The sequence below is a fragment of the Xanthomonas sp. PPL134 genome, assembly GCF_040595915.1.
GTDB lineage: Bacteria > Pseudomonadota > Gammaproteobacteria > Xanthomonadales > Xanthomonadaceae > Xanthomonas_A > Xanthomonas_A indica.
Map to the genome: position 1 here is coordinate 275106 of NZ_JAMDLL010000004.1, position 12875 is coordinate 287980.

Annotated in this window: 12 protein-coding genes; 3 read left to right on the forward strand and 9 right to left on the reverse strand. The window is 71.3% G+C overall.

What is annotated here, in order from left to right:
• Positions 1–3 precede the first annotated feature (3 nt).
• A complete protein-coding gene (locus M3U25_RS11070) occupies positions 4–633 on the reverse strand; it encodes a DsbA family protein (protein ID WP_242160936.1) in 630 nt (209 codons plus the stop codon).
• A gap of 315 nt (positions 634–948) precedes the next feature.
• Between M3U25_RS11070 and M3U25_RS11075 the strand changes: the two genes are divergently transcribed.
• Positions 949–1782 (forward strand): cellulase, encoded by an 834-nt coding sequence (locus M3U25_RS11075; protein ID WP_242160937.1) that lies wholly within the window; start codon positions 949–951, stop codon positions 1780–1782.
• 209 nt (positions 1783–1991) lie between these two features.
• On the opposite strand, the gene M3U25_RS11080 is transcribed toward M3U25_RS11075, so the two are convergent.
• From M3U25_RS11080 to M3U25_RS11090, 3 genes are all read right to left on the reverse strand, one after another.
• A complete protein-coding gene (locus M3U25_RS11080; RefSeq protein WP_355498777.1) occupies positions 1992–3596 on the reverse strand; it encodes a rhamnogalacturonan lyase B N-terminal domain-containing protein in 1605 nt (534 codons plus the stop codon).
• A 177-nt stretch (positions 3597–3773) separates the two neighbouring features.
• Entirely contained in the window at positions 3774–5063 is a 1290-nt protein-coding gene (locus M3U25_RS11085; RefSeq protein WP_355498774.1) for an amidohydrolase family protein, read from the reverse strand.
• The gene (locus M3U25_RS11090; protein ID WP_242160940.1) at positions 5060–6460 is read right to left on the reverse strand and encodes an amidohydrolase; all 1401 of its coding nucleotides are present in this window, start codon (positions 6458–6460) and stop codon (positions 5060–5062) included. The genes M3U25_RS11085 and M3U25_RS11090 overlap by 4 nt, the downstream gene beginning before the upstream one ends.
• Before the next feature lie 163 nt (positions 6461–6623).
• Here M3U25_RS11090 and M3U25_RS11095 point away from each other — a divergent pair, with 163 nt between their 5' ends.
• The gene (locus M3U25_RS11095; protein ID WP_242160941.1) at positions 6624–7169 is read left to right on the forward strand and encodes a DUF924 family protein; all 546 of its coding nucleotides are present in this window, start codon (positions 6624–6626) and stop codon (positions 7167–7169) included.
• 491 nt (positions 7170–7660) lie between these two features.
• On the opposite strand, the gene grxD is transcribed toward M3U25_RS11095, so the two are convergent.
• On the reverse strand, positions 7661–8587 hold the full coding sequence (gene grxD, locus M3U25_RS11100) for a Grx4 family monothiol glutaredoxin (protein ID WP_355498770.1): 927 nt from the start codon (positions 8585–8587) through the stop codon (positions 7661–7663).
• A gap of 42 nt (positions 8588–8629) precedes the next feature.
• On the opposite strand from grxD, the gene M3U25_RS11105 reads away from it, so the two are divergent.
• Positions 8630–9421 carry a polysaccharide deacetylase family protein gene (locus M3U25_RS11105; protein ID WP_355498767.1) on the forward strand — a complete coding sequence of 264 codons (792 nt, stop codon included), beginning with the start codon at positions 8630–8632 and terminating at the stop codon, positions 9419–9421.
• Positions 9422–9497: 76 nt separating this feature from the next.
• Here M3U25_RS11105 and M3U25_RS11110 read toward each other — a convergent pair whose 3' ends face one another.
• The 4 genes from M3U25_RS11110 to M3U25_RS11125 all read right to left on the reverse strand — a co-directional run bounded on the left by M3U25_RS11110 (position 9498) and on the right by M3U25_RS11125 (position 12647).
• The gene (locus M3U25_RS11110) at positions 9498–9836 is read right to left on the reverse strand and encodes a hypothetical protein (protein WP_355498765.1); all 339 of its coding nucleotides are present in this window, start codon (positions 9834–9836) and stop codon (positions 9498–9500) included.
• 67 nt (positions 9837–9903) lie between these two features.
• Positions 9904–10575: a methyltransferase domain-containing protein gene (locus M3U25_RS11115; RefSeq protein ID WP_017910897.1), complete on the reverse strand. Its 672-nt coding sequence runs from the start codon at positions 10573–10575 to the stop codon at positions 9904–9906.
• Positions 10576–10632: 57 nt separating this feature from the next.
• On the reverse strand, positions 10633–11274 hold the full coding sequence (locus M3U25_RS11120; RefSeq protein ID WP_242160945.1) for an SGNH/GDSL hydrolase family protein: 642 nt from the start codon (positions 11272–11274) through the stop codon (positions 10633–10635).
• Between the two features lie 95 nt (positions 11275–11369).
• A complete protein-coding gene (locus M3U25_RS11125; protein ID WP_209246148.1) occupies positions 11370–12647 on the reverse strand; it encodes a pyridoxal phosphate-dependent aminotransferase in 1278 nt (425 codons plus the stop codon).
• Positions 12648–12875 lie beyond the last annotated feature (228 nt).

The following is a 12875-nucleotide window of genomic DNA, read 5'->3' on the forward strand; positions in this document are numbered from 1 at the left end:
CACTCAGGCGCCCCGCTGCACGGCGGCCGGTAGCGTCGCCAGGCGCGCCATCTCGCCGCGCTGCAGCAGCTGCGGGTCGGCCAGCACCGCCCGCATCAGCGCGTGTGCGTCGTTGCCCCACAGCAGGGTGTCGTCGATCTGCAGCGTCGGCACGCCGAATACGCCGGCCGCCAGCGCCTGCTCGGTGTTGGCGCGCAGTTGCGCCTTGACCCGGGCTTCGGCGGTGGCCGCGGCCACGTCGGCGATGCCCAGCGCCTGGCCGACCGGCGCCAGCGCCGCGGCGTCGTCGCCGGCGTGGCCGTCGCGCCACAGCCAGTCGAAGATCGCATCGATGGCCTGCGGCGTGGTGCCCGCAGCGACGCACAGGCGCAGCGCCGTCAGCGGGTTGAACGGATGCGCCGGCGGGAAGCGCAGCGGCACGCCCTGTTGCTGCGCCTGCCACTGCACGAAGCGGTAGGTGAACTCGCGCTTGTGCGGCACCTCGGCCGGCCCGCGCGCCTGCAACTGCGCCAGCACCGCACCGAACACGATCGGCACCGGCTGGATCCGGGCGAATTCCGGAAGCGTTTTCACCTGCTGCCAGTGCAGATAGGAAAACGGCGAGATGAAATCGAAGTACCAGCGCAATCGCATCGTGCTTCTCCGCAATGACCTCTCAGCTTATCGCGGCGCCGCGCGCGCGGCGACTGCACGCCTGCATGCTGCAGTGCGGGAGGCCGGTGCCGTGTGGGCGCGCGCAGACAGCGCGGCGTAGACGATGCGCGGGCGAGAATCTCGCCGGCACGAGATACCTGTGAAGCGCCCCACGCCCGCGCCCTGGATCGCGGTAGCGCTATTGCGTTGGCGCATGGCGTGCGCGGGTCTTGTCATAGCTCGCGGCGCGCACGCCTTGCTAGCGTCCGTCGCGGCAGCACTGTCGCTGCCCCTGCACGCTCAGGAGAGACCGCCATGCACGCTTCCGCTCCCGTTTCCGGCGCCGCTTCGCCGCGCTTTCCCGTCACGCTCGCACGGTCGCTGCGCGGCCGCACACGGACCGTGCGCGCGCTGCTCGCCGCGGCCCTGCTCGCCGTCGCGCCGATGGCGCTGGCCGGTCCCTACCAGGTGTACGGCAACCAGTACGCCTGGGTGAACAACTTCAACGATCCCAACAACGTCATCCAGGGCACCTTCCACAGCGGCAGCACGCCGAGCATGACCGTGACCTTCAATTTCCCCAACGCCAGCCTGTACGGCTATCCGGCGATCCTGCGCGGCTCGCACTACGGCTTCAATCCCACTTCCGACCGCACCTTCCCGCGGCAGGTCTCGGCGCTGCGGTCATTGCCGGCGACCTTCGCGTACTCGTCCGGTGGCAGCAACCTGGGCGGCGATTTCGCCTACGACCTGTTCTTCCGTTGGGACAGCACGGTCTCCTCCAGCGCGATCCCGCAGACCGAAGTGATGATCTGGGGCGGCCACAACTCGTATCCGATCGGCACGCTCACCGCCAGCAACGTCATCAGCGCCGGCGGCTACACCTTCGATCTGTGGGAAGGCATGAACAGCGCCGCCGGCTACTACGTCTACACCTTCATTCCGCACAACACCGCCGGCCAGCCGACCCTGCCGAGCAACGGCAATCTCAACATCGACATCAAGCCGTTCCTGACCTGGCTGCACAATCACCGCGCGCAGGACGGACGCTTCAGCAATGCGATGTACCTGCACGTGGTCGAGGCCGGCTTCGAGGTGGTGCGCGGCAACGGCTGGGCCTGGATCCAGGCCAACATCGGCGCCAACTGAAGCCGCCGTAGGGCGCCGCCGGGCGCAGGGCGGCGGCGCCTTGCATCGCGCCGCGTTATGTCAGGCGGCGCGGGCGCTCGGCAGGAACGCGTCGGCGTCGCCAGGCGGCACGCCGTGGCGCACGCCCTCGGCATGTTGCCGGCGCGTCCCAGCAGCGGTGCCAGCGTGCGCAGGCAAGCGGCGTCTCTCCAGCGCCTCGCGGTGCCGCCTCACGGCGCGAGCAGTTGCACGCTGTCGAAGATCAGGCCGGGACCGAGGAAGCCGTTGTCCGGCGTGCCCGACGCGACCTCGATGTCCAGCGTGTTGAGGCCGGCCTGCAGGGCGCTGGCGGGAATGTCGAACAGATACGCCGTGTTGTTGCCGCGATAGGTGCCGCGGGTGATGCCGCGGCTGTCCGGCTGCTCCGGGCGTGGCGGCACCGGCCCGTTCCAGCGCGTGTTCACCCGCAGCTGCGGACGGCCGCCGGCCTGGGTGAGGGTGACGAACAGCCGCAGGCGATAGGCGTGGACCTGGTCGCGGCCGAGCACGAAGGCGATGCGGGTGGGCGTGTTGACGCCGCGCCATTGCGCTGCCGGGAACGCGTCGAGCGGGTCGCGGCCCACGCGATACGTGAGCGGCCCCCACGGCGCCATGCGCCGGTCGGAAGGATGCGCGCTCGCCAGCAGCGCGGCGTTGCGGAAGCCGGCCGGCGTGCCATCGGGATCGCCGATCTGCCAGATCACCTGGCCCGGCAGCGGAACCGCATGCAGCGCGGCCTGTGCGGTGGCCGCGGCCGCGATCTGCAGCGTGGCGTGGGCCACCTCCAGCTCGTTCTGGTACAGCGCGATGCGGTACGCGCCGGGGCGGATGCCGGCGATGCGGAAGCGGCCATCGGTGTCGGCCTTGGCCCAGTACTGCGCCTGCGCGTTGCGCAGGGCCACCACCGCCGGCTGCCCCACGGCGATGCCGGAGACCTGGCCGGCCACCGCGCCGCGCTCCGCTGCGCCCAGGAAGCCTTGCAGCCCCAGCGACGCGTCGACGAAGCGCAGGTCCGGCGGCACCTGCGCCGCCGCGCCGCCCTGGCTGAACTGCAGCACGTACACGCCATGCAGGCCGCCGCGGTACGGTTCGGTCTGGGTGTGGTTGGAGAACATGTAGTTGTACAGCTCGTGGGTGCGCGCGGTCCGTTGCGTGGCGATGTCCTTGAAGAACGGCCCGCCGGCGCTGTGTTCGCGATCGCCCATCCACATCCGCACGGCCACGCCGGGACCGCTGACGCCATGCACGGTGTCGTCGATCGCGCGCCGCGCCGAGTAGAACTTGGAGCTGGTGCGGCCGTCGGGCAGCAGGAACACGTCCTTGCCTTCGATCGCGGTGCCGACGTTGGAATCCGGTTCGCGCTCGGCGTTAGGCAGCTTGGCCGCGTCGAGCCGGGCGATGAAGCGCAGTTCGCCGACCGGCAGCAGGGTCGGTGCGTAGGTGGCCAGATAGATCGCGTCGCGTCCCTTGCGCGCCATGTAGTACTGCACCAGGTCGCCGGCGCTGGCCGAGACGACGATGGTGTCACCGACGGTGCGTGCGGCGACGCTGGCGCTGCCCAGGCCCGAGGCGATCTGCGAGTGCTTGGCTTCCGGGCTCTCCAGTTCGATGCCGCGGTAGCGCATGGAGACCACGTCGCCGGTGCGCGCGTCCACGCTGAACTGCAGTTCGGCGCCGCTGTCGACGACGAAGCGTTCGCCGACCCGGGCGACGCCGAAGCGGCTGGCCCCGGCCCATGCGGGCGCTGCACTGGTCAGCGCGAACAGGCACAGCAGCAGGCGAGGCAGGCGGGGCATGGCGGTGCGCGCAAGGGCAAGCAGGCGCACAGCCTACTGCGCGCCGGTGTGCTGCCGGCTGTCGCCGACGCGCGCCGGTCGGGTGGCGCTCAGCCGCGCGCGGTTGAGCGCGCGGCGAAGTGCTGTCGCCGGGCAACGGCAGCGTCTGCACGCTGCCGTCTCCGCGTCCCCGGTGGGCTAGTGGGTGTAGGCCTTCGGCAGCGCGCCGCTGTGCTGCATGTAGCGGTCGCGCAGTTCCGTCTGCCGTGAGCGCATCGGGATGGCACGGCCGCCCAGCCAGACCTGCTCGGCGTAATGCGCCACGTCCAGCGGGTCGCCTTCCCACAGCACCAGGTCGGCGAGCTTGCCCGGGGCGATGCTGCCCAGGCGGTCGCCCACGCCAAACGCCTCGGCCGGAACCCGGGTCAGGCCAGCCAGGGCGGCGTCCCACGGCAACCCGTGGGCGACCGCGTTGCCGGCCAGTTGCCGCTGCTTGCGCGCGTTGTGCGCGCCGTCGCCGCCCTGGGTGAAGCTCACCGCCACGCCGGCGGCATTGAGGCGTGCGGCGTTCTCCAGGGTGGCGCCGATCTGGTCGAAGCTGGCCGGCAGGTCGTCCAGCGCGTTGACGAACACCGGCACCTGCGCCTTCGCCAGTTCCGGCGCCAGCTTCCAGGCCTCGTCGCCGCCGGCGATGGCGATGCGCACCTTCTCGCGCTGTGCCCAACGCAGCAACTGGCGGATGTCGGCCGCGCGGTTCACCGTCACCACGATGCGGCCCTGGCCGGCGAGGTAGCGCGCCAGCACCGCGCGGCCGGCCGGGGTCAGCAGCGCGTGCGGCGAGTCGGCGGGCATGCGTCCGCGCGCCTCGGCCACCAGCTGGTCGAGCAGCATCCATTGCGCCGCGCGCGACTTGCCGCTCAGTTCCAGCGCATCGCTGCCCAGGTGCAGGTACAGCGCGCGCGGGCCGATCGGGTCGGCGCCGCCGTCCAGGCGCATCACCGCACCCTGGCCGGCAACGAAGGCGCCGCCGGTGTTGGCGCCGAGTGCGGTGAAGCCGATGCCCTCCACGCGCGCGACCGGGATCAGCACCGACGCGGGGTTGTAGGCCAGGGTCACGTCGAACTCCGGACGCATCGGCTGGTCGTGCGGCAGGGTCAGCGTGCTGTCGACGGTGGAGGCCTCGCCGGAGACCTCCTCGATGCCGATCTCGGTGATGCCGCCGAACAGCGCCGGGGTCAGCGGCCGGCCCTTGGCCTCGACCACGGCGACGCCGGCCGGCGCGCTCAGGCCGGGGCCGACCGCGCGGATCACCCCGCCCTGGACCAGTACGTCGGCATTGGCCAGGGTGCCGCGGGCGCTGGCGGTGTGCACGGTGGCGCCGCGGATCAGCACGTCCTGGGCGACGCCGGGCGCGCTGCCGAGCAGCAGGCTGGCGGCCAGGATCAGGCGCTGCGCCAGGCGGTGGGACGAGGATAGGGCGCGGTTCATGGGGCAGCCTCCTGGCCAAGCATGAAATCGGAGGTCGGTTGCAGGCGGCGATCGGCGCGGTCGTAGACCTGCGCTCCGTCGATGTAGACCTTGTCGGCCAGGGCGTAGGAGCTGAAGGGATTGCCGTTCCACAGCACCACGTCGGCCATCTTGCCCGGCTCCAGCGAACCGGTCTGCTTGTCGATGCCCAGCGCCTTGGCCGGATTGCTGGTCAGCCAGCGGATCGCGCGCTCGGGCGGGATGTCCATGCCGGCGCGGCGGCCGGCGGCCATCGCCTTGGCCGCTTCCTGGTTGAGCCGCTGGATGCCTTCCTCCGAGTCCGAGTGCACGATCGCGCAGCCGTTGGCCGGGCGATCGACCAGGGCGATGTTCTCCTGGATGCCGTCGAAGGCCTCCATCTTGAAGCCCCACCAGTCCGCCCACAGCGCGCCGCAGACGTTCTCCTGGGCCAGGCGGTCGGCGATCTTGTAGGCCTCCACGCCATGATGGAAGGCGGCGATCTTGAAGCCGAACTCCTTGGCCAGGTCGAGCATGGTGGTCATTTCGTCGGCGCGGTAGCAGTGGATGTGCACGCGGATGTCGCCGTTGATGGCGCCGGCCAGGGTGTCCAGCTTCAGGTCGCGCTTGCCGCCGCTGTCGCCGCTGCTGTCGTTGTCGCCGTTGCCGCGGCTCCACCAGTGGCGCTTGGGCGGGCTCTTCTGCTTGGGCGCGTTCTTGCGCAGGTATTCGCTGGCGTCGATGAAGGCGGCGCGGTAGCCGGCGACGTTGCCCATGCGCGTGGACGGGCCGCCCTTCTCGCCGTAGACCCGCTTGGGGTTCTCGCCGCAGGCCATCTTCAGGCCCCACGGCGCGCCGGGGAACTTCATCGCCTGGTAGGTGGTGGCCGGCACGTTCTTCAACGTGACGCCGCGGCCGCCGACCAGGTTGGCCGAGCCGGGCAGCACCTGCAGCGCGGTGACGCCGCCGGCCAGCGCGGTGCCGAAGCCGGGATCCTGCGGCCAGATCGAATGCTCGGCCCACACGTTCGGGGTCACCGGCGCGGTCGCCTCGTTGCCGTCGCTGTGCGCACTGACCCCCGGGCTGGGGTAGACGCCCAGGTGCGAGTGCACATCGATGATGCCGGGCGTGACCCACTTGCCGTGGCCGTCGATGCGGGTGGCGTTGGCCGGCGCGGCCAACGCGCGGCCGACCGCCTGCACGCGGCCGTCCTGCAGCAGCACGTCGGCATCGTCCAGGCGCTCGCCGGTGCCGGTGAGCACGGTGGCGTGTTCGATCAGCACCGGCACCGAGGGCAGCGCGCGGTAGGTGCTGGGATAGGGATCGTCGACAAAACGCGAGGCGGCAGCGGCCGGGCCGCACAACGCCACGCCCAGGCAGGCGAGCAACAGATGACGCATCGGATTTTCCCCGGAAGATGGACGCGGCCCTTGCGGCCGTGCCCGCACGCTAGCCCGAGCCGGCGCGCTTGCCAAGTGCGGGTGCGGCATGGGCATGGTGCGATGCACCGGATCGCGACGCGAAACCTGGTATGCAGACCGATTCCCGCTCATGGACACTGCGATGACCGACACCCCCGCGCGCACCGTCGTGGACTTCTGGCGCAGCGCCGGCCGCGAACGCTGGTTCGCCGCCAACGATTCCTTCGACGCCAACGTCCGCCAGCACCTGCTGGACGCGCACCATGCCGCCGCGCGCGGCGAACGCGGCGACTGGCTGGCCGATGCCGAGGGCGCGCTGGCGCTGCTGCTGTTGCTCGACCAGGTGCCGCGCAACGTGTTCCGCGGCAGCGCCCACGCCTTCGCCACCGACGGCCTGGCCGGCCGCTACGCCGATCAGGCGCTGGCGGCTGGCTTCGACCAGCAGGCCGATGCCGAGCTGCGGATGTTCTTCTACCTGCCCTACACGCATGCCGAGGACGCCGCGCGGCAGCGCCAGGCAGTGGAGCTGTTCAGCGCGCTCGGCGATGCCGAGTCGCTGCAGTGGGCGGTGGTGCACGAGGACGTGATCCAGCGCTTCGGCCGCTTCCCGCACCGCAATGCGGCGCTGGGGCGTACGACGACGCCGGAGGAGCAGGCGTTCCTGGATGCGGGTGGGTTTGCTGGTTGAGAGATGTCTGATGGAGAGAAGCTTGGTCGAGAGGGGGGGGCTACACGTTCAGCGCCTCATGTGCCTCGCGCTCCTTGTCGAACATCGGTGGAGACGTATCGCGGCGGCAATGCTTCGGCGTCCGCGTCCAGCGCGCCTGCAGACAGCGGGCATGGTGTGGGAGCGAGTTCAATTGCGACGAGCGGAGCCACGGGCGCGTCGCATCTCTTGCAGTCGGGACTGAAGTCCCTCCCACAAGGGACTGCCGGTCTTTGCCGCTGCCGGCAGCACTTGCACAAGACACCAAGCCGTCGCGCTCACGGTAGGAGCGGCTTCAGCCGCGACCGAGCCATTCCTGGAATGCCCGGTCGCGGCTGAAGCCGCTCCTACGGGACATTCGTGTTGTGGGCGATATCGCGACGCAGGCTGCGGCGCACGGGCACAAAAAAGGGCGATCTCGCGATCGCCCTTTCGACGCGTCCGCGCGGGGCGCGAACGACGTGGTCCCCGACTCAGTACTTCGGCACGCTGCCGTCGACCTGGTCGGTCCAGGCGTCGATGCCGCCGACCACGTTGTGCACCTTGGTGAAGCCCAGCGAACGGAAGTGCTCCGCCGCCTGCGCGCTGCGGCCGCCGCGGTGGCACAGGAAGGCCAGGGCGGTGTCCTTGGGCAGCGCTTCCAGTTGCGCGCGCTGCTCGCCGTCGAGGGTGCGGAACGGCAGGTTGACCGACGCCACCGCGCGCTCCTCCGGCGGACGCACGTCCACCAGGATCACGCTGCCGGCGCGCACCTGGTCGTCGGCGTCGCGCGGGCTGAGGTCCTGCACCGGCTTGGGCGCGTTGGGATTGTCGATGGCCAGGCCACGGCCGCGCATGTCGTCCACCCAGTCGATGGTGATGCCGTCGGCGCGGCGCGCGCTGCCCAGATCGAACTGCACGCGCAGGCCATTGGACTCGGCGGCGATGGCGTTGGGATCGGTCGGCGCCAGCTGGAAGTTCGGCTGGAACTGCGCGTCGATCGCCAGCGCCAGGCTCGCACCCGGGGCGTCGGCCAGCGCGCCGCGCAGCATCTCGGCGGCGGCATCGGTGATGGTGATCGACGGCGGGGTACGGTCCGGCGCCGGCACGCCGAGCAGCTCGCTCAGTTCGCCGCTGCCGGCCATCTGCAGGATGATGTCGCTGCCGCCGATCAGCTCGCCGTCCACGTACAGCTGCGGGATGGTCGGCCAGTCGCCGTAGACCTTGATGCCCTCGCGGATGTCCTGGTCGGCCAGCACGTTGACGTGGGCGAAGTCGACGCCGAGCTCGTTCAGCGCGCCCACCGCCTTGGCGGAGAACCCGCACTGCGGCATGCCCGGCTGGCCTTTCATGAACAGCACGACGCGGTTGGAGCTGAGCAGCGTTTCGATACGGGAGCGCAGGGCGGGGTCGAGGGACATGGCAGCAGTCGTCGCAGAGTCGGACCGGTCATTCTACGCCGCATGGCATCATGGGGCATGACAGTTCCGGAAACGCTGCATCGCATCCCGCGCCACCCGTACCGCTGGCTGCCCTGGGCATTGGCCTCGCAGGCGCTGGTGGCGGCGCTGTGGTGGGCCTACGGGTGGCGGGTCGGGCTGCCGGCGCTGCTGCTGTCGCACGCGGCGCTGGTGCTGCCGGTGTTCCTGCCGCGGGCGCGGCTGTACGCGCCGGTGCTGGACCGCCTGCCCGGCAACGCGCCGCGGGTGTGGCTGACCATCGACGACGGCCCCTCCGACGACACCGCGGCCATCCTGGACCTGCTCGACCGCCACCAGGCCAGGGCCACCTTCTTCCTGGTCGGCGCCCGCGCCGCCGCGCGCCCGCAACTGGTGGGCGAGATCCTGCGCCGCGGCCACGGCATCGGCAACCACAGCCAGCACCATCCGCAGGCCTGGTTCTGGGCGCTGGGGCCGCGACGCATGGCGCAGGAAATCGGCCAGGCGCAGCAGACGCTGGCCGCGATCGCCGGTACCGCGCCGCGCTGGTACCGCTCGGTGGTGGGCATGACCAATCCCTTCGTCGCCGCACCGTTGCGCCGGCATGGCCTGACCCGGGTGGCCTGGAGCGCGCGCGGCTTCGACGGGGTGCGTTGCGACCCCACGGTCACCGTCGCGCGCATCGCCCGCGACCTGCGCCCCGGCGCCATCGTGCTGCTGCACGAGGGGGCGGCGCACGGGCACAACCCCGCGATCGTGGAAGGCGTGTTGCAGGTCTTGCAGGCACGCGGGCTGCAGGCGGTGTTGCCGGATTGAGTTGGACTGCGTCGTGGTGCCGCGGCATCGCGACCCGCGGCATGCCCCCGTGCCGATCGCTTCGCCGCCGCGGGGATCAGCCTGGCCGGGCCATGCCGTAGGCGAGCAGCGCCGCCATCGCGCCGAGGGTGAGCAGGGCGCACAACAGACCGAGGATGCCGTAGCGCTTGTTGCGGCCAGGCTGCAGGCAGTTGCCGATGCCCAGTGCGATGGCGCAGACCTGCGCGATGGCGGTGAACAAGGCTAGCAGGCCGAGCAGCAGCGACATCGGTGCGTGCGGGCCAGCGGCGAACGTCGGGATGACGAAGAAGGTGCTGAGCACCAGTGCCGCGAGCAGCACCAACGCGCTGAGCAGGCTGGTCGCCAGGGACGCGATGCCCAGGCCGGAGCGTGGGCGTGGCGTGGGTGCGGTCATGCGGTGCAATCCGGGTGTGAACCGGCGCAGCCGCTGCGGCCGCTGCCGGCGCGGTGCAGCGCCAGCCTCAACGCGGCTCCGCCACGATCAGCCAGTTGTTGAACGGCGTGTTGCCGTACAGCGGCGCGAAGCTGGCGCGCAGGCCGGCGGCGTCGAGCTGGGCCTGCAGGCTGTCGCGGGTGGGGTAGGCCTTGGGCAGCTCCTGCATCCAGCCGGCCAGGTGCGCCAGCACGTCGGTGATGCGGCTGGTGCGGCCGCGACCGCTGGCATCGCCCAGGCCGCTGCGGATCACCAGCTTGGCGCCGGGGGTGAGCATCCGCGCCACGCTGCGGATCAGGTTGGACTGCATGTCGCGGTCCAGGTACTGCAGTACGTCCAGGATCGCGACGCTGCCGTGGTGCTCGGGCCAGGACTGGCCCAGGTCGACCACCGCGAAATGCGTGTCCTGCAGCCCGTTGCGCGCAGCGATGGCGCCGGCGCGGCGGATCTTGGCCGCATCGATGTCCACGCCGTGGTAGCGCTGGCGCTGGCCGTCGGCGCGCAGCGCGTGCGCCAGCAGGCCCAGCCCGCAGCCCAGGTCCAGCACCGGCGCGTCGGTGCCGCGCAGCGCGGCGAGCACGCCGGGATACAGCGGATCGGTGCGCAGCTTGGTGCGCGTGTAGTAGTAGTCGTAGCGATTGCCCAGCGGATGCGTGGGCAGGAAGGCGCGGGCGATGGCCAGGGCCTGCGGGCGGGTCATCGGCTGGGTGGTGCTGGCGTCGCGCAATGTCGGTCCTTGGCAGCGGGCGTACGCCAGCTAGGCTAACGCATCGCGGGCCGCCGGCAACAGCAGCGCGGTCCAGCGCGCATACATCGCTGCCGACGGATGCAGCCCGTCGGCAGCCAGCATCGCCGCGTCGCCGCCGCCATCGCGGCTGCAGGCAGTGATATCGACGAAGCGCACCGCGCGCGCGGCGCAGCAGGCCTGCGCCGCGGCGTTGAAGGCGTCGATCTGCACGGCGATGCGCGCCGGATCGTGCGCGGGCGGCTGTGCGAAGGCGGTCACGCCCCAGTCCGGGATCGACACCGCCAGCACCCGCTGCGGCCGCGTGTCGGCGAAGCCGATCGCGCGCTGCAGCAGCGCGTCGAACTGCGCGCGGTAATTCTCCAGCGGATAGCCGCGGTACTGGTTGTTGACGCCGATCAGCAGCGTCACCAGGTCGAAGGGACCCTGCGGGGCTGCCGCATCGATGCCGGCGTCCAGTTCGTCGGTGGTCCAGCCGGTGGTGGCGACGATCTGCGGATCGTCCAGCGCGATGCCGTCGCGGCGCAGCGCCGCGGCCAGTTGCATCGGCCAGCGTCCGTCGGCGTCCACGCCTTCGCCGATCGTGTAGGAATCGCCCAGCGCCAGATAGCGCAGCGGTGTGTGCTCAGGCGTGGCGAAACGGCCTTTGCTCATCTACGCAGAACCCGCAGCGGCCATGTCACCGGGAGACGCGATCCAGCAACGGCGCACGCTTAGCCATTCCCGATTCCCGATTCTCCAGTCCCCACTCACCGCCCCACAGCCGCCCGCGGCTTCAATGGCACCACCTTGGTGGCGTCCTCGGCGCGGCGCGCCAGCACGCGGTCGATGCGCGCGAACACCTCGCGCATCGTCGCCGCTTCCGGCAGCAGGGTGACGCGGAAATGGTGCCGGTAGGGCACGTTGAAGCTGGAGCCGGGCACCACCAGCACGCCTTCCTGTTCCATCAGTTCCAGGGCGAAGGCGTGATCGTCGAAGCCGCGCGCGGCGGCGCCGACCACGGCCGGGAACGCGTACAGCGCGCCGGCCGGCTGCACCAGCGACAGGTGTTCGCTGGCCGCGCAGGCCTCGATCACCGCGCGGCGGGTCTCGTACAGGCGGCCGCCGGGGGCGCACAACGGCGAGATCGTGTCCGGGCCGTTGACCGCGGCATCGATGGCGAACTGGCCGGGCACGTTGGCGCACAGGCGCAGTGCGCCGAGCAGGTCCATGGCGTTGCGGAAATCGCCGACGCGCTCGCTATCGCCGGACAGCAGCGCCCAGCCCACGCGCCAGCCGCAGGCGCGGTGCACCTTGCTCAGGCCGCCGAAGCTTATGCACGGATGCGCGCCGGCCAGCGGCGCCACCGACACGAATTCCGCGGCGTCGTACAGCACCTGGTCGTAGATCTCGTCGACCATCAGCAGCAGGTTGTGCTTGACCGCGATGGCGACGATCTTCTCCAGCAGTGCGCGCGAGTAGCTGGCGCCGCTGGGGTTGTTCGGGTTGATCAGCACGATGGCGCGGGTGCGCGAGGACACCAGCGTCTCGATCTCCACTGGGTCGGGCTGGAAGCCGTTCTCCGGCGCGCAGCGGTAGTACACCGGGCGGCCGTCGTTGAGGATGGTGGCGGCCGACCACAGCGGATAGTCCGGCGAGGGCACCAGCACTTCGTCGCCCGGGTTGAGCAGCGCGCGCAGCGACAGGTCGATCAGCTCGCTGACGCCGTTGCCGACGAAGATGCGGTCCGGGTGCGCGTCCGGATGCTGGCGCCGGGCGTAGGCCGCGGCGATCGCCTCGCGCGCCTCCGGCAGGCCCTGTTGGTGGGTGTAGGGATCGGTGCGGCCCATGTCGTCGGCGATCGCGCGCTGCAGGTGCTCGGGCGCACGGAAGCCGAACGCGCCGGGATTGCCGATGTTGAGCTTGATCAGCTTGCGCCCCTGGGCCTCCAGCTCGCGGGCTCGCCGTGCCAGTTCGCCGCGGATCTCGTAGCGGACTTCGGACAGGCGTTCGCGGATCGCGAGCGGCTTGATCGGCAGGGTGGGCATCGCATTGGCCGGTGGGGCGTGGGACCTGCATGGTAGCGGAAATGTGACACCACGGCGGGGCAGGGGGCGCCTCGGCAGCCGGTCGTCTACGGCGGCCGGCCGCTGCCGCGGGCGCCGCATCGGGCAAGACGCCGGGGATGGCCCGCGTGGCCGCCGCAGACGCATGCGTGGCCATGGCTGCGGCCTGGCGCTCACCGCGCGGCGTGGCACACCCTCTAGAATCCGCGC